Origin of the sequence: Pseudomonas sp. 22490 (genome assembly GCF_052044465.1) — a bacterium.
GTDB classification, from domain to species: Bacteria; Pseudomonadota; Gammaproteobacteria; order Pseudomonadales; family Pseudomonadaceae; genus Pseudomonas; species Pseudomonas aeruginosa.
In genome coordinates, this window is record NZ_JBQENS010000042.1 from 16,816 (window position 1) to 36,466 (window position 19,651).

General features: G+C 68.3%; 19 protein-coding genes. 12 read left to right on the forward strand and 7 right to left on the reverse strand.

From position 1 onward, the window contains the following. Positions 1–15: 15 nt before the first annotated feature. From dgcA to ACTJJX_RS30855, 4 genes are all read right to left on the reverse strand, one after another. Complete coding sequence (gene dgcA, locus ACTJJX_RS30840) at positions 16–2,076, reverse strand: dimethylglycine demethylation protein DgcA (RefSeq protein WP_003107280.1); 2,061 nt, start codon at positions 2,074–2,076, stop codon at positions 16–18. A gap of 15 nt (positions 2,077–2,091) precedes the next feature. Beyond that, positions 2,092–2,622, reverse strand: coding sequence for a DUF5943 domain-containing protein (locus tag ACTJJX_RS30845; protein WP_003107282.1), 531 nt, complete (start codon positions 2,620–2,622; stop codon positions 2,092–2,094). A 126-nt stretch (positions 2,623–2,748) separates the two neighbouring features. Then, entirely contained in the window at positions 2,749–3,726 is a 978-nt protein-coding gene (locus ACTJJX_RS30850; protein ID WP_003106042.1) for a dipeptidase, read from the reverse strand. 221 nt (positions 3,727–3,947) lie between these two features. Then, complete coding sequence (locus tag ACTJJX_RS30855; RefSeq protein ID WP_003096740.1) at positions 3,948–4,418, reverse strand: nuclear transport factor 2 family protein; 471 nt, start codon at positions 4,416–4,418, stop codon at positions 3,948–3,950. 154 nt (positions 4,419–4,572) lie between these two features. Here ACTJJX_RS30855 and cls point away from each other — a divergent pair, with 154 nt between their 5' ends. From cls to argE, 5 genes are all read left to right on the forward strand, one after another. Continuing rightward, entirely contained in the window at positions 4,573–6,045 is a 1,473-nt protein-coding gene (cls, locus tag ACTJJX_RS30860) for a cardiolipin synthase (protein WP_003121332.1), read from the forward strand. 293 nt (positions 6,046–6,338) lie between these two features. Beyond that, a complete protein-coding gene (locus ACTJJX_RS30865; RefSeq protein WP_003122387.1) occupies positions 6,339–7,691 on the forward strand; it encodes a flavin-containing monooxygenase in 1,353 nt (450 codons plus the stop codon). Next, on the forward strand, positions 7,691–8,113 hold the full coding sequence (locus ACTJJX_RS30870; RefSeq protein ID WP_003096732.1) for a RidA family protein: 423 nt from the start codon (positions 7,691–7,693) through the stop codon (positions 8,111–8,113). Before ACTJJX_RS30865 ends, ACTJJX_RS30870 begins: the two co-directional genes overlap by 1 nt. Before the next feature lie 13 nt (positions 8,114–8,126). After that, positions 8,127–8,801 (forward strand): DUF1028 domain-containing protein, encoded by a 675-nt coding sequence (locus tag ACTJJX_RS30875; protein WP_003106037.1) that lies wholly within the window; start codon positions 8,127–8,129, stop codon positions 8,799–8,801. 56 nt (positions 8,802–8,857) lie between these two features. Next, positions 8,858–10,012 (forward strand): acetylornithine deacetylase, encoded by a 1,155-nt coding sequence (gene argE / locus ACTJJX_RS30880; RefSeq protein WP_003106035.1) that lies wholly within the window; start codon positions 8,858–8,860, stop codon positions 10,010–10,012. Here the strand turns inward: argE and cdhR are convergent. Then, entirely contained in the window at positions 9,942–10,952 is a 1,011-nt protein-coding gene (gene cdhR, locus ACTJJX_RS30885; protein WP_003114442.1) for an HTH-type transcriptional regulator CdhR, read from the reverse strand. The two genes, argE and cdhR, sit on opposite strands and share 71 nt — an antisense overlap. Before the next feature lie 210 nt (positions 10,953–11,162). Here cdhR and ACTJJX_RS30890 point away from each other — a divergent pair, with 210 nt between their 5' ends. From ACTJJX_RS30890 to ACTJJX_RS30910, 5 genes are all read left to right on the forward strand, one after another. After that, positions 11,163–12,101: a choline ABC transporter substrate-binding protein gene (locus tag ACTJJX_RS30890; protein WP_003096718.1), complete on the forward strand. Its 939-nt coding sequence runs from the start codon at positions 11,163–11,165 to the stop codon at positions 12,099–12,101. A gap of 72 nt (positions 12,102–12,173) precedes the next feature. Next, on the forward strand, positions 12,174–13,058 hold the full coding sequence (locus ACTJJX_RS30895) for a 3-keto-5-aminohexanoate cleavage protein (protein ID WP_003096716.1): 885 nt from the start codon (positions 12,174–12,176) through the stop codon (positions 13,056–13,058). A 50-nt stretch (positions 13,059–13,108) separates the two neighbouring features. Beyond that, a complete protein-coding gene (locus tag ACTJJX_RS30900) occupies positions 13,109–14,074 on the forward strand; it encodes an L-carnitine dehydrogenase (protein WP_003096713.1) in 966 nt (321 codons plus the stop codon). Between the two features lie 50 nt (positions 14,075–14,124). After that, entirely contained in the window at positions 14,125–14,604 is a 480-nt protein-coding gene (locus ACTJJX_RS30905) for a thioesterase family protein (protein WP_003458005.1), read from the forward strand. A 5-nt stretch (positions 14,605–14,609) separates the two neighbouring features. Next, positions 14,610–15,575, forward strand: a complete 966-nt coding sequence (locus tag ACTJJX_RS30910) for an acylcarnitine hydrolase (protein ID WP_004364692.1) — start codon at positions 14,610–14,612, stop codon at positions 15,573–15,575. Here ACTJJX_RS30910 and ACTJJX_RS30915 read toward each other — a convergent pair. Beyond that, entirely contained in the window at positions 15,549–16,616 is a 1,068-nt protein-coding gene (locus ACTJJX_RS30915; RefSeq protein ID WP_003457999.1) for a YeiH family protein, read from the reverse strand. The genes ACTJJX_RS30910 and ACTJJX_RS30915 overlap by 27 nt on opposite strands. 107 nt (positions 16,617–16,723) lie before the next feature. On the opposite strand from ACTJJX_RS30915, the gene ACTJJX_RS30920 reads away from it, so the two are divergent. Together ACTJJX_RS30920 and ACTJJX_RS30925 are read left to right on the forward strand one after the other, a co-directional pair. Beyond that, a complete protein-coding gene (locus ACTJJX_RS30920) occupies positions 16,724–17,617 on the forward strand; it encodes a LysR family transcriptional regulator (RefSeq protein ID WP_003104838.1) in 894 nt (297 codons plus the stop codon). Between the two features lie 268 nt (positions 17,618–17,885). Then, a complete protein-coding gene (locus ACTJJX_RS30925) occupies positions 17,886–18,134 on the forward strand; it encodes a hypothetical protein (RefSeq protein ID WP_003096701.1) in 249 nt (82 codons plus the stop codon). A gap of 46 nt (positions 18,135–18,180) precedes the next feature. Here the strand turns inward: ACTJJX_RS30925 and ACTJJX_RS30930 are convergent, their stop codons facing one another. Beyond that, positions 18,181–19,284, reverse strand: a complete 1,104-nt coding sequence (locus ACTJJX_RS30930; protein WP_003096699.1) for a GlxA family transcriptional regulator — start codon at positions 19,282–19,284, stop codon at positions 18,181–18,183. Positions 19,285–19,651 lie beyond the last annotated feature (367 nt).

Below are 19,651 nucleotides of genomic sequence, written 5' to 3' on the forward strand. Positions count from 1 at the left end.
GCCACGAGGCGTGTCTTAGAAATCCTTGCACAAGCGCAGCGCGTCATAGATCGCCGCATGGGTGTTGCGCTGGGCCACGCAGTCGCCGATGCGGAACAGCAGGTAGCCTTCTCCGGACTGGCTGAGGCAGGGCTGCGGCTGGATCGCGAACAGCGCCTCGACGTCGATCTGGCCCTTGTTCCGCGAGCCCTGCTTGAGCGCGTAGTAGAGGCTCTCGTCGGGGCGCACGCCGTTTTCCACCACCACTTGGTCGACCACCCGCTCTTCCCGCGCGCCGGTGTATTCGTTCTCCAGCACCGCCACCAGCTTGTCGCCCTCGCGGTAGACCTTCTCCAGCATGAGGTCGCCGGTCATGATCACTTCCTTGGGATACATGCTGCGGTAGTAGGTGGGGAAGGTGGTGCCGCCGATGGCCACGCCCGGCTTGATGTCGTCGGTGACGATCTCCACCTGGGCGCCCTTGTCGGCGAGGAAGTCCGCCACCGACATGCCGCTGAACTCGCAGATGGTGTCGTAGACCAGCACGTTCTTGCCTGGCTCGACCGTGCCGTCGAGCACGTCCCAGCTGCTCACCACCAGGCCTTCGGCGGCGCCCCAGTGTTCGTTCTGCTCGAGGAACGGATGTCCGCCGTTGGCCAGCACCACCACGTCCGGGCGCAGGTCGAGGATGGTCTCGGGGTCGGCCGCGGTGCCCAGGCGCAGGTCGATGCCCAGGCGCGCCAGCTCCAGCTGGTACCAACGGGTGATGCCGGCGATCTGGTCGCGTTGCGGCGCCTTGGCGGCGGTGGTGATCTGGCCGCCGAGCTGCTCCTTCTTCTCGAACAGGGTCACGTCGTGGCCACGCTCGGCCGCCACGCGGGCCGCTTCCATCCCGGCCGGCCCGCCGCCGACCACCACCACCTTGCGCTTCGGTCCGGCGGACTTCTCGATGATGTGCGGCACGCCCATGTATTCGCGGGAGGTCGCGGCGTTCTGGATGCACAGCACGTCCAGGCCCTGGTACTGGCGGTCGATGCAGTAGTTGGCGCCGACGCACTGCTTGATCTGGTCGACCTGACCCATCTTGATCTTGGCGATCAGGTGCGGGTCGGCGATGTGCGCGCGAGTCATGCCGACCATGTCCACGTAGCCGCCTTCGAGGATGCGCGTGGCCTGGTTCGGGTCCTTGATGTTCTGCGCGTGTAGCACCGGCACGTCGACCACTTCCTTGATGCCGGCCGCCAGGTGCAGGAACGGCTCCGGCGGGAAGGTCATGTTGGGGATGACGTTGGCCAGGGTATTGTGGGTGTCGCAGCCGGAGCCGACCACGCCGATGAAGTCGAGCATGCCGGTATCGCTGTAGTACTTGGCGATCTGCTTCATGTCCTCGTGGGACAGGCCGTCCGGGTGGAACTCGTCGCCGCAGATGCGCATGCCGACGCAGAAGTCCTCGCCGACCTCGGCGCGCACCGCCTTGAGCACCTCGAGGCCGAACTTCATGCGCCCCTCGAAGCTACCGCCCCATTCGTCGGTGCGCTTGTTGACCCGTGGGCTCCAGAACTGGTCGATCATGTGCTGGTGCACGGCGGACAGCTCGACGCCGTCCAGGCCGCCTTCCTTGGCGCGGCGGGCGGCCTGCGCGTAGTTGCCGATGACCCGCCAGATCTCCTCCACCTCGATGGTCTTGCAGGTGGCGCGGTGCACCGGCTCGCGGATACCCGACGGCGACATCAGGGTCGGCCAGTGGTAGCCGTCCCAGCGCGAACGGCGCCCCATGTGGGTAATCTGGATCATGATCTTGGCGCCGTGCTTGTGCATGGCGTCCGCCAGGTTCTGGAAGTGCGGGATGATCCGGTCGGTGGACAGGTTCACCGAACTCCACCACTGCTGCGGGCTGTCGATGGCGACCACCGAGGAGCCGCCACAGATGGCCAGGCCGATGCCGCCCTTGGCCTTTTCCTCGTAGTACTTCACGTAGCGCTCGGTGGTCATCCCGCCGTCGGTGGCGTAGACCTCGGCGTGGGCGGTGGAGAGCACGCGGTTGCGGATGGTCAGCTTGCCGATCTGGATCGGCTGGAACATTGCTTCGAAGGCCATGACCCTTTCCTCGGCTTACAGGGGTTTGACGACGAACAGGCCGTCTTCGTGACCGTCCTCGGCGCCGCTGTAGACCTGTTCGGCCACGGTGCGCAGGCTGCTGCCACGGGCGGCGAGGATCTGGTCCATGGCGCCGGCGAACCAGCCGGTGAACATGTAATCGACCTTGCGATTGACCTTGCCGTAGACGTAGACGAAGGCGGAGTGCCGCAGGCGGACCTCGGCGGTGCCTTCCTCGAGGTTGATCCGCTCGATCTCGAACAGGCCCCAGCCGCGCTGGGACAGGCGCTTCATGTAGTGCTCGAACACCGCCACGCCCTCCAGGCCGTGACATTCGGCTTCCTTCTCGCACCAGTGCCAGGCGGACTTGTAGCCGGCCTTGTAGAGGATCTCGGCGTAGGCGTCGGCGCCCAGCACTTCCTCGATGCCCATGTGGTTGTTGACGAAGAAATGTCGCGGTACGTAGAGCATCGGCAGGGCGTCGGTGGTCCAGACGCCGGTCTCGCTGTCGACCTCGATGGGCAGTTGGGGGGCATGTTTGGCCATGGTGTAAGCTCCGATTCTTTTGACTCCCTCTCTCCCTTCAGGGAGAGAGGCGGGGAGAGGGAAGATGGGTGCGATGCAATGCCCCTCCCTGGAGGAAGAGGCGACGAGTCGGGAGTGGGCCGGGAGTTACTCGCCCCAGACGTCGCGCAGGACCCTTACCCAGTTCTCGCCCATCACCTTGCGCACCACGCGCTCGGGCATGCCGCGCTCGAGCAGGGTCTCGGTGAGGTTGGGGAATTCGCCGACGGTGCGGATGCCCAGCGGGTTGACGATCTTGCCGAAGTTGGTCAGGCGCCGGGCGTAGCCCTTGTCGTGGGTCAGCCACTCGAAGAAGTCGTGGCCGTGGCCCTGGGTGAAATCGGTGCCGATGCCGATGGCGTCCTCGCCGACGATGTTCATCACGTACTCGATGGCCTCGGCGTAGTCGTCGATGGTCGAGTCGATGCCTTTCTTGAGGAACGGCGCGAACATGGTCACACCGACGAAGCCGCCATGATCGGCGATGAACTTCAGCTCCTCGTCGGACTTGTTGCGCGGGTGTTCCTTGAGGCCGGACGGCAGGCAGTGGGAGTAGCAGACCGGCTTCTTCGATTCGAGGATGACCTCTTCGGAGGTCTTGCTGCCGACGTGGGAGAGGTCGCACATGATGCCGACCCGGTTCATCTCCGCGACGATCTCCCGACCGAAGCCGGAGAGCCCGCCGTCACGCTCGTAGCAGCCGGTGCCGACCAGGTTCTGGGTGTTGTAGCACATCTGCACGATGCCCACGCCGAGCTGCTTGAACACCTCGACGTAGCCGATCTGGTCCTCGAATGCGTGGGCATTCTGGAAGCCGTAGAGGATGCCGGTCTTGCCCTGCTCCTTGGCCTTGCGGATGTCCGCGGTGCTGCGCACCGGGATCACCAGGTCGCTGTTGTCGCGGATCAGCTTGTTGCTGGCGACGATATTGTTCACCGTCGCCTGGAAGCCTTCCCATACCGATACGGTGCAATTGGCGGCGGTCAGGCCGCCCTTGCGCATGTCCTCGAACAGTTCGCGGTTCCACTTGGCGATGATCAGACCGTCGATGACGATGCTGTCGGCGTGCAATTCGGCTGGGCTCATCTGGCATACCCCTTTCAGGCTGGGCGCGCCGGGACTTGTGCCGACGCTTTGGGGGCAGCATATCGTCGGGGCCCGGCGCGACCCGGCCCGAAAACGACCAGGGTCGTGCCGAAAGCGTCAAGCGTGCGACCGCAACGACGGAGGGCAATGTCGCGGATGGAACAGGCGCTGGCCGCCCGGGGCCGGCAACGGGGAGTGCGCGCGCCCCTGCCGGCGCGGGTTCAGAGGCCGAGTTCGCCGAGCGACGGATGGTCGTCCGGCCGGCGCCCCAGCGGCCAGCGGAACAGCCGCTGGTCCTCGCGGATCGGCAGGTCGTTGATGCTGGCGTGACGTTCGTACATCAATCCCTGCTCGTCGAACGCCCAGTTCTCGTTGCCGTAGGAGCGGAACCAGTTGCCCGAGTCGTCGTGCCATTCATAGGCGAAGCGCACGGCGATGCGGTTGCCGGTAAACGCCCAGAGTTCCTTGATCAGCCGGTACTCCTGCTCGCGCTGCCACTTGCCGCTGAGGAATTCGACGATCCGCTCGCGGCCGCGGACGAAGGTCGAGCGATTGCGCCAGACGCTGTCGGGACTGTAGGCCAGCGAGACGCGCTGCGGGTCGCGGCTGTTCCAGCCGTCCTCGGCGGCGCGGACCTTCTGCGCGGCGGTTTCGGCGGTGAAGGGGGGAAGCGGGGGACGGACGTCGCTCATGGCGGGCTCCTCGGTCTGCGGTGGTTTTCGATGGGAGCAGCGTAGGGCAGGGCGAGCGCGGCCGAATGACGTCGATCCCACGGATCCTGCCAATCCCGCCTCGCCCCCCTGGCTGTTTGCCAGGCTGGCCAGACCTACCCCGGAGAGGGCTATGATGGCCGCCACCGGAGTGGACAAGGATCGACCTCGCGCAATGACCTCCACCACCTACCTCGGCCTGCTGTTGGTCGGTATCCAGGTACTCGGCTTCGTCGCCGCCATCCATGCCGTGCTCACCGTGCGCACCGCCCAGGGCGCGATCGCCTGGGCCACCTCGTTGGTATTCATGCCGTACCTGACCCTGCTGCCGTACCTGGTGTTCGGTCGCAGCCGTTTCGACGCCTACATCGAGGCGCGGCGCCAGGCCAACCGCGAGATGCACCTGGCGGCCGCCGAGCTGGACTGGCGTCCCTGGGTCGAGGAGGCCCTGGCGGCCCGCCAGGTCAGCGGCTACAAGGGGCTCAAGGCGCTGGTGCGGATGACCCGCACGCCGACCCTGGCGAACAACCGGGTGCGCCTGCTGGTCAACGGCGAGGCCAGCTTCGAGGCGATGTTCAAGGCGATTTCCGCCGCCCGCCAGGTGATCCTGGTGCAGTTCTTCATCGTCCGCGACGACGCCCTCGGCCAGCGCCTCCAGCAACTGCTGCTGGAACGTGCGGCCAACGGCGTCGAGGTGTTCTTCCTCTATGACGCCATCGGCAGCCACGCGCTGCCGCACCGCTATGTCGAGCGGCTGCGCCAGGGCGGCGTGCAGATGCATGGCTTCAGCACCGGCAGCGGCATGCTCAACCGCTTCCAGGTGAATTTCCGCAACCACCGCAAGGTCGTGGTGGTGGATGGCGAGTGCGGTTTCGTCGGCGGGCACAACGTCGGCGTCGAGTACCTCGGCGAGAAGCCGCCGCTGGCGCCCTGGCGCGACACCCACATGGAACTGCGCGGGCCGGCGGTGGCGTGCCTGCAGGAAAGCTTCGCCGAGGACTGGTACTGGGCGACCCACAGCCTGCCGCCGCTGATCCTGCCGCCGCAGTACGACAGCGAGGGCGCGCTCTGCCAGGTAGTCGCCAGCGGTCCGGCGGATGCCCAGGAAACCTGCTCGCTGTTCTTCGTCGAGATGATCAACGCCGCCCACGAGCGGGTCTGGATCACCTCGCCGTATTTCGTTCCCGACGAAGCGGTGATGGCCGCCCTGCGCCTGGCGGTGCTGCGCGGCGTCGACGTGCGCCTGCTGATACCCTCGCGCCCGGACCACCGCACGGTGTATGCCGCGTCCAGCCTCTACGCGCTGGAGGCGATCCGTGCCGGGGTCAAGGTGTTCCGCTACCAGCCCGGCTTCCTCCACCAGAAGGTGGTGCTGGTGGACCGCGACACCGCCGCCGTCGGCAGCGCCAACCTGGACAACCGTTCGTTCCGGCTGAATTTCGAGGTGATGGTGGTGACCGTCGACGAGGGCTTCGCCGGCGAGGTGGAGGCGATGCTCGAGGCGGACTTCGCCGAGTCGCTCGAATTCACTCCGGAAGACCGCCGCAGCGTGCGCCGCCTGCAGCAACTGGGGATGCGCGTGGCGCGGCTGGTCTCGCCGATCCTCTGAAAACCTTCGCGAACTCTGTACGTCGGCAAAACCGCGTTGGAAACGGCTTCGGAAAGCTCGGTTGCCGTTCGGGGACTCCGCTTCCCCGTCCGTTTTCGCCCGGTTTCTCCAGCTCGCCAGATCGTCGGCAGGTCCTGAGCGACGCCTCTGCCGCCCGCCGACCGCGCGGGCGTGCAGCTTTTCCCTAGCCAGCGACTACAAAAATCATAATTTCGCTATTCCCCGGCTCTGAACAGAATGCGGCCATCACGCAACCGCAGAACAAGAACGACCAGAGTCCGAGGAACCGAGCCATGACCGACCTGAATCGCACCGCCTTGCCCTCGCGCACGGACGGGACCGTGGAAAAGACCGACACCCTCGTCGTCGGCGCCGGCCAGGCCGGCGTGGCGATGAGCGAGCACCTGAGCCGGCTCGGCGTGCCGCACCTGGTCCTGGAGCGCAACCGCATCGCCGAGGCCTGGCGCAGCGGACGCTGGGATTCGCTGGTGGCCAACGGCCCGGCCTGGCACGACCGTTTCCCGGGAATGGAATTCGACATCGATCCCGACGGTTTCCCCGGCAAGGACCAGGTGGCGGCCTATTTCGAGGCCTACGCGAAGAAATTCGACGCGCCGATCCGTACCGGCGTCGAGGTGAGGAAGGTGGTGCGCAATGTCGGCCGCCCCGGCTTCACCGTGGACACCTCCGCAGGGACCATCGAGGCCAACCGCGTGGTCGCCGCCACTGGCCCGTTCCAGCGTCCGGTGATCCCGCCGATCGCGCCGCGCGACGAGCGTATCCGGCAGATCCACTCGGCCCACTACTACAACCCGCAGCAGCTGCCCGAAGGTGCGGTACTGGTGGTCGGCGCCGGTTCGTCGGGGGTACAGATCGCCGACGAGCTGCAACGTGCCGGGCGCCAGGTCTACCTCTCGGTGGGCGCTCATGACCGTCCGCCGCGTTCCTACCGCAACCGCGACTTCTGCTGGTGGCTGGGCGTGCTCGGCGAATGGGATGCGGAAGTCGCCAAGCCCGGGCGCGAGCATGTGACCATCGCCGTGAGCGGTGCCCGCGGCGGACATACCGTGGACTTCCGCGCCCTGGCGCATCAGGGCGTGACCCTGGTCGGACTGACCGAATCCTTCGTCGACGGCGTCGCGACCTTCCGGCCGGACCTGGCGGAGAACCTGGCGCGCGGCGACGAGAACTACCTGGCGTTGCTCGACGCCGCCGACGCCTATATCGCCCGCAACGGCCTTGACCTGCCGGAAGAGCCTGAGGCGCGCCGCCGGCTGCCGGACCCGCAGTGCGTGACCGATCCGATCCTCGAACTGGACCTGGCCGAGGCCGGGGTGGGCAGCATCATCTGGGCCACCGGCTATGCCGTCGACTTCGGCTGGCTGCAGGTCGATGCCTTCGACCGCGACGGCAAGCCGCGCCACCAGCGTGGCGTGTCCAGCGAACCCGGCGTGTATTTCATCGGCCTGCCCTGGCTGTCGCGGCGCGGCTCCTCGTTCATCTGGGGCGTCTGGCACGACGCGCGCCATGTCGCCGACCACATCGCCATCCAGCGCAAGTACCTCGCATACCGCGACGCTGCCCAGCGCCAGGAACAGGACCGCGCCTCGCAAGCTCCGCAAACCAGCCTCCAGGAAGTCAGCTGATGCCTACCCATACCCGCATTCGCATGTTCAACACCAAGGACACCTACCCCAACCAGTCCCTGGACAACGATCTCTGCCAGGCCGTGCGCGCCGGCAACACGGTGTACGTGCGCGGCCAGGTCGGCACCGACTTCGACGGCAACCTGGTCGGCCTCGGCGACCCGCGCGCCCAGGCCGAGCAGGCGATGAAGAACGTCAAGCAACTGCTGGAGGAAGCCGGCAGCGACCTCTCGCACATCGTCAAGACCACCACCTACCTGATCGATCCGCGCTACCGCGAGCCGGTCTATCGCGAGGTCGGCAAGTGGCTCAAAGGGGTGTTCCCGATCTCCACCGGACTGGTGGTCTCGGCCCTCGGCCAGCCGCAGTGGCTGATGGAGATTGACGTGATCGCGGTGATTCCCGACGACTGGCAGCAATGAGGAGGCGCGCGCCATGACCTTTTCCATCGTCGGCCGCTGCGCCGAAACCGGCCAACTGGGCATCGCCATCAGCTCGTCGAGCATCGCCGTCGGCGCCCGTTGTCCCTGGCTGCGCGCCGGCACCGGCGCGGTGGCTACGCAGAACATCACCCTGCCGGCGCTCGGCCCGCAGATCCTCGACCGCCTCGACCAGGGCCTGGCCCCTGGCGAAGCGCTGGACCAGGCGCTGAGCAGCAACGGCTATGGCCAGTATCGCCAGGTCACGGTGATCGACCAGCACGGCCGCACCGCGTTGTTCACCGGCCGCGAGGCGCTCGGCGTCCACCATGCGCGGGCCGGCGAACAATGCGTGGCGGCCGGCAACCTGCTGGCCGCGCCGGAAGTGATCGAGGCGATGGTGGATGCCTTCGAGAACGCCGAAGGCCTGCTCGCCGAGCGCCTGCTGGCGGCGATGCGTGCCGCGCTGGCCGCTGGTGGCGAAGCCGGGCCGGTGCATTCGGCGGCGCTGTCGGTGGTCGGCGACCTGCTCTGGCCGGTGGTCGACCTGCGCGTCGACTGGGCCGAGCACGACCCCATCGGCCAGCTCGAGCGACTGTGGCTCGCCTACAAGCCGCAGATGCAGGACTATGTGACCCGCGCCCTCGACCCGACCCGTGCGCCGAGCTACGGCGTGCCCGGCGACGAGTGAGCGGGTCGTTCCCTTCCTCGACGGCGCAGCGCGAGACCTGCGCCCTGGAGCCCGACATGCCCGGCAGCCGCGACATCCTCGCCGACCTGGTGGCCTTCGACACCGTCAGCCGCGAGTCCAACCTGGCGCTGATCGACTACGTCCGCGACTACCTGGCGGGTTTCGGCGTCGACAGCGAACTGTTCTTCGACGCCGACGGCCGCAAGGCCAATCTCTATGCCACCATCGGCCCCAGCGACCGTGGCGGCGTCTGCCTTTCCGGGCATACCGACGTGGTGCCGGCGGACGGCCAGGCCTGGAGCGTGCCGCCGTTCCGGCTCAGCGAGCGCGATGGCCGCCTCTACGGGCGTGGCACGGCGGACATGAAGGGCTACCTGGCCTGCGTGCTGGCGGCCGTCCCGGCGTTCCTCGCCGCGCCGTTGCGCCTGCCGGTGCACCTGGCGTTCTCCTACGACGAGGAAGTCGGCTGCCTGGGCGTCCGTTCGCTGCTCGCGGCGCTGGAGCGGCGTCCGCACAAGCCGTTGCTGTGCATCATCGGCGAGCCCACCGAGCTGAAGCCGGTGCTCGGCCACAAGGGCAAGCTGGCCATGCGCTGCGAGGTGCACGGCGCGGCCTGCCATTCGGCCTACGCGCCGCAGGGGGTGAATGCCATCGAATACGCCGCGCGGCTGATCGGCCGCCTCGGCGAGATCGGCGCGCGCCTGGCGGTGCCGGAGCGCCACGACCGGCGTTTCGACCCGCCCTATTCGACGGTGCAGACCGGACTGATCCAGGGCGGCCGGGCGCTGAACATCGTGCCCGCCGAGTGCCGCTTCGACTTCGAGGTCCGCGCGCTGCCGGCGGACGACCCGCGGCAGGTCGCCGAGGAACTCCGCGACTATGCCGAAAGCGAACTGCTGCCGCGGATGCGCGCGGTGGAGCGAAGTACCGATATCCGCTTCACGCCGCTATCGGCCTATCCCGGCCTGCTCACCGCAGACGACAGCCAGGCGGCGGAGCTGATCGGCCTGCTCAGCGGTTCGACGGATTTCTCCACCGTGGCCTTCGGCACCGAGGGCGGGCTGTTCCACCAGGCCGGTATCCCGGCGGTGATCTGCGGTCCCGGCAGCATGGACCAGGGCCACAAGCCGGACGAGTTCGTCAGCCTCGCTCAGCTCGAGGCGTGCGATGCCCTGCTGGCGCGCCTGGCGGCGTGGCTGCGGGAGCCTTGAGCGGCAGCACCGCGCGATCCTGGCTGGGACTGGCGGCGAAGCGCGCGCGGTAGCTGCGGGAGAAGTACGACGGCGACTCGAAGCCGCAGGCCAGGCTCACCTGTAGCACGCTGAGGTCGGTCTGGCGCAGCAACTGGCGGGCCTTGTCCAGGCGCAGGCCGAGGTAGAAGTTCGAGGGCGTGTCGTCCAGGTGCACGCGGAACAGCCGTTCCAGCTGGCGGCGGGTGACCTGGATGCGCTCGGCCAGCTCCAGGGTGGTCAGTGGCGGCTCGGTATGCCGCTCCATCTCGCCGATCACCTGCACCAGCTTGCGGTTGCTCACGCCATAGCGGGTCGCCACCTGCAGGCGCTGGTGGTCCTGGCGCGGGCGGATGCGGCCGAGCACGAACTGCTCGGAAACCTGCACCGCCAGTTGCGGACCGTGGGCCTGGGCGATCAGGTCGAGCATCAGGTCGATGGAGGCGGTGCCGCCGGCCGAGGTGATGCGCGGACCGTCGATCTCGAACAGCTCCTGGGTCACGCTCAGTTGCGGGTAGGACTCCTGGAAGGCGTCGATGGCTTCCCAGTGCAGGGTCGCGCGGCGCCCGTCGAGCAGACCGGCCTCGGCCAGCACCACGCTGCCGGTATCGATGCCACCGAGGGTCACGCCGTTGCGATCGAGCTTGCGCAGCCACTGCACCAGTGCCGGGGTGACCGCCCGCAGCGGCTCGAAACCGGCCACCACGAACAGCAGGTCGCCTTTCTTCAACGGCTCCAGCGCGCCGTCGCTGTTCACCGACATGCCATTGCTGGCCAGCACCGGACCGCCGTCGGCGCTGAGCACGTGCCAGCGGTAGAGGTCGGCGTGGAAGCGGTTGGCCACTCGCAGTGGCTCCACGGCGGAAACGAAGCCCATTACCGAGAAGCCGGGCAGCAGGAGAAACCAGAAGTCCTGGGACATGGGGCGCTCCGGGGTTGAGGTTGCGCAGCCTGTGTGTAGCGCAGGCCCGCCGCGCTTGGCAATGGCCAGGTCGCTGCAGTGCAAGAGCTGGTCGCCGCAGTGCGCTTCGCCGCCGTCCCGGCTGCGTACCTTGGTCGCCAGGGTCGGTCTCGCAAGGGGCCGGCGCCCACCTCGCAGAAAAACAATCAATAGCCGCACGAGGGGAGACCGATGAAGACGACGATTCGCCAGCTGGGCTGCGCCCTGCTGATCCTGGCCAGTGGCGCCGCCCTGGCCGCCGAACCCGAGCAGTGCCGCACGGTGCGCCTGGGCACGGTGAACTGGACCGACGTGGTCGCCAGCAGCGCCGTGGCCGAAGCCTTGCTCGACGGCCTGGGCTACCAGGTGAAGCAGACCAGCGCCTCGCAACAGATCGTCCTGGCCGGCCTGGCCGACAAGCAGCTGGACCTGTTCCTCGGCTACTGGCAACCGACCATGCAGCCGGTCGCCAGGCCTTACCTGGACAAAGGCCGGATCGAAGTGATCGAGCCGCCGACCCTGGCCGACGCGCAGTCCACCTATGCGGTGCCGAGCTACGTCGCCGAGGGCGGGCTGAAGACCTTCGCCGACATCGCCCGCTTCAAGGACAAGCTTGGCGGCCGCATCTACGCTATCGAGCCGGGCAGCGGCTCGAACCGCATCACCCGGAAGATGATCGACGACAACCGTTTCGGCCTGAAGGGCTTCCAGCTGGTGGAGTCCAGCGAGGCCGGGATGCTCACGGCGGTGAAGCGGGCGATCAAGCGCAAGCAGTGGGTGGTGTTCTTCGGCTGGAAGCCGCATCCGATGAACCTGCAGATCGACATGACCTACCTCACCGGCAGCGAGGATGTGTTCGGTCCCGACGAAGGCGCGGCCACCGTCTCCACCATGACCGCCGCCGGCTACCAGGCGCAGTGCGGCAACGTCGCCCGGCTGCTGCACAACCTGCGCTTCAGCAGCGCCCAGGTCAGCCAGGTGATGGCGCCGATCCTCGATCGCACCCAGCCCCTCGACGCCGCGCGGCAGTGGCTGAAGGCCAACCCCGAGCCGCTGAAGGCCTGGCTGGATGGCGTGAGCACCTTCGACGGCAAGGACGGCCTGGCCGCGCTCCAGGCCTCGCTGAAGTAACCCGCACCTATCCGTTCCGCCCGGCGCGGCCGGGCGGGGCTTCGTACACCCCGAATACAGGAAGCTACCACCGTGAACCATGAAGTCATCGTCACCTGCGCGGTGACCGGCGCCGGCGATACCGTCGGCCGGCATCCGGCGATCCCGGTCACTCCGAAACAGATTGCCGAGGCCGCCATCGAGGCGGCCAGGGCCGGCGCCACCGTCGCCCACTGCCATGTCCGCGACCCCGCCACCGGCAAGCCCAGCCGCGACGTGGCGCTGTACCGCGAAGTGGTCGAGCGTATCCGCGAAAGCGACACCGATGTGATCATCAACCTCACCGCCGGCATGGGCGGCGACCTGGAGATCGGCAAGGGCGAGCAGCCCCTGGAGTTCGGTGCCGGCACCGACCTGGTCGGCCCGCTGGAGCGGCTCAGGCATGTCGAGGAGCTGCTGCCGGAAATCTGCACCCTGGACTGCGGCACCCTCAATTTCGGCGACGGCGACTACATCTACGTCTCCACCCCTGCGCAACTGCGCGCCGGCGCCCGGCGCATCACCGAGCTGGGGGTCAAGGCCGAGCTGGAAATCTTCGATACCGGCCACCTCTGGTTCGCCAAGCAGATGCTCAAGGAAGGGCTGCTGGAGGATCCGCTGTTCCAGATCTGCCTGGGCATTCCCTGGGGCGCGCCGGCCGATACCACGACCATGAAGGCGATGGCCGACAACCTGCCGCCGGGGGCGACCTGGGCCGGCTTCGGCATCGGCCGCACGCAGATGCCGATGGTCGCCCAGGCCATGTTGCTGGGCGGCAACGTGCGGGTCGGCCTGGAGGACAACATCTGGCTGGACAAGGGCGTGCCGGCGAGCAACGGCAGCCTGGTGGAGCGCGCCATCGAGATCATCGAGCGCCTCGGCGGGCGCGCCCTGAGCCCGGCGGAAGGGCGCCGCAGGATGAACCTGAAGCCGCGCTGATTTCTTCCTCCCCGCCCCGTCGGGGGCGGGAACAACTTCTGGAGATGTCCATGTCCTTCGTCACCGAGATCAAGACCTTCGCCGCCCTCGGTAGCGGCGTCATCGGCAGCGGCTGGATCGCCCGCGCCCTGGCCCACGGCCTCGACGTCGTCGCCTGGGATCCGGCGCCGGGCGCCGAAGCGGCGTTGCGCGCGCGCGTCGCCAATGCCTGGCCGGCCTTGCGGAAACAGGGCCTGGCGCCCGGCGCGGCGCAGGAGCGCCTGCGCTTCGTCGCGAGCATCGAGGAATGCGTGGGCGACGCCGATTTCATCCAGGAGAGCGCCCCCGAGCGGCTCGACCTGAAGCTCGACCTGCACGCCAGGATCAGCGCCGCGGCGCGGCCCGACGTGCTGATCGGTTCGTCCACCTCGGGCCTGCTGCCCAGCGAGTTCTACGCCGAGGCGAGCCACCCCGAGCGCTGCCTGGTCGGCCACCCCTTCAATCCGGTCTACCTGCTGCCGCTGGTGGAGGTGGTCGGCGGCGAACGCACCGCTGCCGAGGCCGTGCGGGCGGCGATGCGGGTCTACGAGTCGCTGGGCATGCGTCCGCTGCACGTACGCAAGGAAGTGCCCGGCTTCATCGCCGACCGCTTGCTCGAGGCGCTCTGGCGCGAGGCGCTGCACCTGGTCAACGACGGCGTGGCCACGACCGGCGAGATCGACGATGCGATCCGCTTCGGCGCCGGCCTGCGCTGGTCGTTCATGGGCACCTTCCTGACCTACACCCTGGCCGGTGGCAACGCCGGCATGCGCCACTTCATGGCGCAGTTCGGCCCGGCGCTGCAATTGCCCTGGACCTACCTGCCGGCGCCGGAACTCACCGAAGCCCTGATCGACCGGGTGGTGGAGGGCACCGCCGAGCAGCAGGGCGCGCGCAGCATCGCCGAGCTCGAGCGCTACCGCGACGACTGCCTGCTGGCGGTGCTCGGGGCGATCAGGGAAACCAAGGCCCGGCACGGCTTCGCCTTCGCCGAGTGACATGACGCGCCTTCCGCCCCGCCGGGCGGAGCGCAACCACGGAGCCTGCCATGAGCCAAGCCCTGACGACCTACGAGACGCCGGTCCTGCCCGAGTGGGTGGACTACAACGGCCACTTGCGCGATGCCTTCTACCTACTGGTGTTCAGCTACGCCACCGATGCGCTGATGGCGCATATCGGCCTGGACAGCCAGAACCGCGACGCCAGCGGACACTCGCTGTTCACCCTGGAATGCCACCTGAACTTCCTCCACGAGGTGAAGGAGGGCGCCAGGGTCGAGGTGCGCACGCAACTGCTCGGTCACGATCGCAAGCGTCTGCATATCCACCATGCCCTGTACCTGCCTGGCAGCGGGCAGGCGCTGGCGCTGAGCGAGCAGATGCTGCTCCACGTCAGCCTCGACGGCCCGCGCTCGGTACCGTTCGCAGGCGAGGTGCTGGCGCGGGTCGAGGCGCTCGCCGAGGCACATCGCGCGCTCCCCGTGCCGGAAGGTGTCGGTCGGGTGATCGGCCTGCCGCCGGTGCGCTGAGCGCGATGGCTGCGAAGTATCCGCTGTCTCCGGCGATGTGGCGCTTCGTCGAGCACAGCCGGGCGTTCGCCAGCGACAGTCCGCGCCTGGATGCGCAACGTGCGGCCTACGCGCGGATGTGCCAGGCGTTCGCGCCGCCGCGCCCGGCCGGTTTGCGGGTGCTCGACTCCTGCTTGCCGGCCGCGCCGCCGGTGCGCGTGCGCCGCTATCGCCCCGACCGCCCGGCACCGCCCGGCGGTTGGCCGGCGCTGCTCTACCTGCACGGTGGTGGCTGGATGCTCGGCGGCCTCGATTCACACGATTTCATCTGCGCCGACCTGGCGGCGCGCCTGGGCCTGCTGGTGCTGGCGGTGGATTACCGACTGGCGCCGGAGCATCCGTTCCCGGCGGCATTGCAGGATTGCCTGCGTGCCTGGCAGGCGCTGAGCCTGGGCGAGCTGGACGAAGCGCTGGATGGGCGACGCCTGCTGGTGGCCGGCGACAGCGCCGGCGGCAACCTGGCGGCGGCGCTGTGCCTGGCCCTGCGCGATGGCGGCGCGCCGTCGCCGGCTGCGCAGATATTGCTCTATCCCTTGCTGTCCGCCGCGCCATCGCCCTCGCGGATCGACTGCGTCGACGCGCCGTTGCTCGGCCTCGGCGATGTGCAGGCGTGCCTGGACGCCTACCTGCCGCTGGCGGCGCTGCACCGACAGCCGCTGGCGCTGCCCCTGGAGGCCGCTGATTTCACTGGCCTGCCGCCGGCCTTCGTGGCGGTCGCCGAATTCGATCCGCTGCGCGACGACGGCGAGCGCTATGGCGCAGCGCTACGCGCGGCGGGTGGCGAGGCAGGGTTCTATCCGGGAAACGGGCTGGTCCATGGCTGCCTGCGCGGCCACGGCATCGACGAGGTGGAAGCCCTGCACGAGGCCTTGCGGCGGGCCGTGCAGGGCTTCCTGGCGGAGGACTCAGGCGAGCGCCAGGCGGGTGAGTAATCCACCGCCGAGCACCAGCCAGGCGAATAGCAGGGCGGCCAGCAGCAGCGGTTTGAGGCCGGCGCGGCGGATCGCCGAGAGGTGCGTGCCGAGGCCGAGGCCGGCCATCGCCATGGCCAGGAGGAAGGTGTCGAGGTCGTTGACGTGGCTGACCAGCGCCGGCGGCAGGCTGACCAGCGAGTTGAGCCCGGCGACCAGTACGAAGCCGACGGCGAACCAGGGAATGGTGATCTTGGTCGCGCCGCTGTGCTGCCGGCGGTGCGCCTTGTCGCGTGCCAGCCAGGCCGAGAGCAGGATCAGGAAGGGCGCCAACATCATTACCCGGACCATCTTGGCGATCACCGCGGTATCCGCTGCCTCGATGCCGATCGAACGACCCGCGGCGACCACCTGGGCCACCTCATGCACCGTGGCACCGATGTACACGCCCCAGGGGCCAGGGTCGCGCGGTAGCAGCCCCCAGTCCTGGTCGAGCTGGAACAGCGCCGGATAGAGGAAGATGCCCAGGGTGCCGAACACCACCACGGTGGAAACCGCCACCGCGACCTGTTCGGCGCGGCCACGCACCACCGGCTCGGTGGCCATCACCGCGGCGGCGCCGCAGATCGAACTGCCGGCGCCGATCAGCAGGGTGGTGGTGCGGTCCAGGCCGAACAGCCGGGTGCCGAGCAGGCACGCCAGGCCGAAGGTGCTGGCGAGCATCAGGGCGTCCAGCAGCACGCCGTGCAATCCGACGCCGGCGATGTCCTGGAAGGTCAGGCGCAGGCCGTAGAGGATGATCCCGGCGCGCAGCAGGATCTGCTTGGAGAAGCCGACGCCGGCGGCGCTGCCGGCGGCGATCCGAGGGTACAGGGTGTTGCCGACGACGATGCCGAGCACGATGGCCAGGGTCAGCGCGCTGATGCCGTTGTGCTGCAACCATTGCGAACGACCCAGGAGGATCGCCGCGCCGGCCAGGGCGGCGCTGAGCAGCAGGCCGGGGATGAGTTTCTGGACCTGGGCCAGGGGTCTGGTACCGGTCTTGACGGGGAGGGTGTGCATCCTTCGCTCCTCAGGTGAGGTCACGGGACGCAGGTTAGGTAGCGGGAATGAATTTGTGAAACGAATAGTTTCTGTATTAAATACCTGAAAAACAGGTAGGTGAGTCCATGGCCCTCAGTTTCCGTCAGCTCCAGATCTTCTGTGCGGTGGCTCGCTGCGGCAGTACCACGGCGGCGGCGGAATCCATCTCGCTGTCGCAGTCGGCCACCAGCGCCGCGCTCAACGAGCTGGAGTCGCAGCTTTCCACGCGCCTGTTCGACCGGGTCGGCAAGCGCCTGCAACTGAACGAGGTCGGCCGCCGCTTCCTGCCCCAGGCATTGCGCCTGCTCGACGGGGTGGCGCAACTGGAGCAGCAGTTCGCGGTTTCCGCCGCGCCCCAGGCGAGCCTGACGGTGGCGGCCAGCAGCACCATCGGCAACTACGTGCTGCCACGCCTGCTGGCCTCCTTCGAGCGGGAGCAGCCGGGCGTGAGGGTCAACGCCAGCATCGGCAACACCGGTTCGGCGGTGCAGGACGTGGTGACCTTCGCGGCGGACATCGGCCTCATCGAAGGCCCCTGCCACGAGCCGGGCCTGCGGGTGGAGCCCTGGCTCGAGGACAGCCTGATCGTGGTGGCGGCGCCCGGCCACCCGCTGGCCTCGCGCACCCAGGTCTCCCGCGAGGCCCTGCGCCGCGCGCGCTGGCTGCTGCGCGAGCCCGGCTCGGGCACGCGCGAGGAGGTCAGCCACGCCCTGCTGGGCCACCTGCATTACCTGGAAGACAGCCTGGACCTGGGCAGCTCCGAGGCGATCAAGCACAGCGTCGCCGCCGGGCTGGGCATCAGTTGCCTGTCGCGCTGGGTGGTCGAGGAACAGTTGGCCTCCGGCGCGCTGGTCGAACTGCGCAGCAGCCTGCCGCCGTTGCGCCGGCGCTTCTACATGCTGCGCCAGCGCGACAAGTTCCTCTCGCCGGGCTTCGAGCGTTTCTGGGAACACTGTCGGGCGGGACTCGGCGCCGGCTAGCTGGCTTCCGGCAAAAAAATCCCCCTGCCGCGCCCGACGCGCGGAGGGGGATGAAAAAGGAGCCAGGAACGGCCCTCAGTGTGAGTCTGGCGTTTTCCGGAAGCCGTCCGCTGCATTCCGCAAGCCGCTGGAGGCGATTGTGGCGGTGTCGCTGGCGGTCGAATTAGCCGAAAACGACCTGCCCATGTCCAGGCGGGACAGCCCCCTTGCCGGGAGCGACGTGGGCTCAGCAGAATCGATGGCAATCCCCATCGAAGGAGCTGCCGCGATGATGCACGCCGATCTGATCGACCAGGACGATTTCCGCGAACGCCTGCAGGCGCTGGGCTTCAGCGTGCCGCCGGACTCGACTCCGGAGCAGGCCTGCGAATACGCCGTGCGCGGCCTCAGCCCGGAGCGCGCCCAGGCGCTGCGGCGGCTGGTGGAGGACATGCTCGGCGGGCACGCCACGCTGCTCCCGGCGGTGCGCGAGGCGATTTCCCGGCAATTGCTGCCGGCGCTGGTGCCGCGGGGCTGACAAGGCCCTGCCCGCTCCCGTGGACGGGGCGGGCAGGGACGCGCCGTCAGATCCGCACGCTGGCGAAGGTCGACTCGCCCTGCGCCTGGCTCAGGGCCGACAGCGCCGAGGAGTTGGGCATCAACGCCAGGTCCTGCGGGATCGGCATCAGCACCACCGGCTGGCCCAGCGGCTGGCCCTGGCGCTCGTCGCGCGGCGGGATGCCGAAGTACTCGCGGTAGCACTTGGAGAAGTGCGGGGTGGAGACGAAGCCGCAGACCGAGGCCACCTCGATGATCGACATGGACGTCTGCTTGAGCAACTGGCGGGCGCGGATCAGGCGCAGCTTCAGGTAGTAGCGCGACGGCGAGCAGTGCAGGTACTTCTGGAACAGCCGCTCGAGCTGGCGACGCGAGACGTTGACGTAGACCGCCAGTTCGTCGAGGTCGATCGGTTCCTCCAGGTTGGCCTCCATCAGCGCGACGATCTCCTGCAACTTCGGCTGGTTGGTGCCGAGCATGTGCTTGAGCGGCACGCGCTGGTGGTCCTGCTCGTTGCGGATGCGCTCGTAGATGAACATCTCGGAGATCGCCGCCGACAGCTCGCGGCCATGCTCGCGGCCGATCAGGTGCAGCATCATGTCCATCGGCGCGGTGCCGCCGGAAGAGGTGAAGCGGTTGCGGTCGATGGAGAACAGGCGGGTGCTCATGGCCACCCGGGGGAAGGCTTCCTGCATCGCCGCCAGGCATTCCCAGTGCACGCTGCAATCGTAGCCGTCGAGCAGGCCGGCGCGGGCCAGCGCCCAACTGCCGGTGCACACCGCGCCGAGGCGCCGACCCTGGCGGGCCTGGGCCTGGAGGAAAGTGACGTGCTCGCGGGTGACGCTGCGCTGGATGCCGACGCCGCCGCAGACGATCACGCAATCCACCGCCGGGGCGTTGTCGGTACCGGCGTCGGGGGTGATCTGCAGGCCGTCGCTGGCCCAGACCTGGCGGCCGTCCAGGCTCAGCGTATGCCAGCGGTAGAGTTCGCGTCCCGAGAGCTGGTTGGCCATGCGCAACGGTTCCACCGCCGAGGCCAGGGAGATCAGGGTGAAGTTGTCCAGCAGCAGGAAGCCGATGGACTGCGGATTTCGGTTCTGTGGTGGGACTCCGGGCGCGTACGTGGTCATGGGTGTATCTCCTCACGCTGAGCAAGCAGGCCTCTCACGAGGCTTTTTTTATGATTGTTGGAATTTCCGGGTGGCTGCTTGGGCCACGCCGTCGGCGTTGCTTGTAACCAGAGCAAGGCAAATGCCATGCCTATATTGATTGGGCGTTCAATCAAAAAAGCCGGAAGGCTTTAGCCCGGTATTTCCCCTCGGACCTGGCACAACGACAGCATGGGCGACGGCTGGCGGCGCGCCGCGCGCCTGGGCATTTCGGTAGCACCAGGGCGGCCCCCGGCGAGAAGGCGGGGCAGCGGCCGTGGCGACAAAGGTAACGACGGGCGGCGAGCCGTTACTCCGCAGTGTGACGGATGACGACCGCCCGGTCACG

Coding starts and splice junctions, on each gene's coding strand:
- ACTJJX_RS30920 (WP_003104838.1), top strand. CDS start 16,724: ATGGCCCTCAGTTTCCGTCAGCTCCAGATCTTCTGTGCGGTGGCTCGC.
- ACTJJX_RS30910 (WP_004364692.1), top strand. CDS start 14,610: ATGGCTGCGAAGTATCCGCTGTCTCCGGCGATGTGGCGCTTCGTCGAG.
- ACTJJX_RS30845 (WP_003107282.1), bottom strand. CDS start 2,622: ATGGCCAAACATGCCCCCCAACTGCCCATCGAGGTCGACAGCGAGACC.
- ACTJJX_RS30915 (WP_003457999.1), bottom strand. CDS start 16,616: ATGCACACCCTCCCCGTCAAGACCGGTACCAGACCCCTGGCCCAGGTC.
- ACTJJX_RS30850 (WP_003106042.1), bottom strand. CDS start 3,726: ATGAGCCCAGCCGAATTGCACGCCGACAGCATCGTCATCGACGGTCTG.
- ACTJJX_RS30925 (WP_003096701.1), top strand. CDS start 17,886: ATGATGCACGCCGATCTGATCGACCAGGACGATTTCCGCGAACGCCTG.
- ACTJJX_RS30905 (WP_003458005.1), top strand. CDS start 14,125: ATGAGCCAAGCCCTGACGACCTACGAGACGCCGGTCCTGCCCGAGTGG.
- ACTJJX_RS30870 (WP_003096732.1), top strand. CDS start 7,691: ATGCCTACCCATACCCGCATTCGCATGTTCAACACCAAGGACACCTAC.
- cdhR (WP_003114442.1), bottom strand. CDS start 10,952: ATGTCCCAGGACTTCTGGTTTCTCCTGCTGCCCGGCTTCTCGGTAATG.
- ACTJJX_RS30930 (WP_003096699.1), bottom strand. CDS start 19,284: ATGACCACGTACGCGCCCGGAGTCCCACCACAGAACCGAAATCCGCAG.
- ACTJJX_RS30875 (WP_003106037.1), top strand. CDS start 8,127: ATGACCTTTTCCATCGTCGGCCGCTGCGCCGAAACCGGCCAACTGGGC.
- dgcA (WP_003107280.1), bottom strand. CDS start 2,076: ATGGCCTTCGAAGCAATGTTCCAGCCGATCCAGATCGGCAAGCTGACC.
- argE (WP_003106035.1), top strand. CDS start 8,858: ATGCCCGGCAGCCGCGACATCCTCGCCGACCTGGTGGCCTTCGACACC.
- cls (WP_003121332.1), top strand. CDS start 4,573: ATGGCCGCCACCGGAGTGGACAAGGATCGACCTCGCGCAATGACCTCC.
- ACTJJX_RS30865 (WP_003122387.1), top strand. CDS start 6,339: ATGACCGACCTGAATCGCACCGCCTTGCCCTCGCGCACGGACGGGACC.
- ACTJJX_RS30900 (WP_003096713.1), top strand. CDS start 13,109: ATGTCCTTCGTCACCGAGATCAAGACCTTCGCCGCCCTCGGTAGCGGC.
- ACTJJX_RS30855 (WP_003096740.1), bottom strand. CDS start 4,418: ATGAGCGACGTCCGTCCCCCGCTTCCCCCCTTCACCGCCGAAACCGCC.
- ACTJJX_RS30890 (WP_003096718.1), top strand. CDS start 11,163: ATGAAGACGACGATTCGCCAGCTGGGCTGCGCCCTGCTGATCCTGGCC.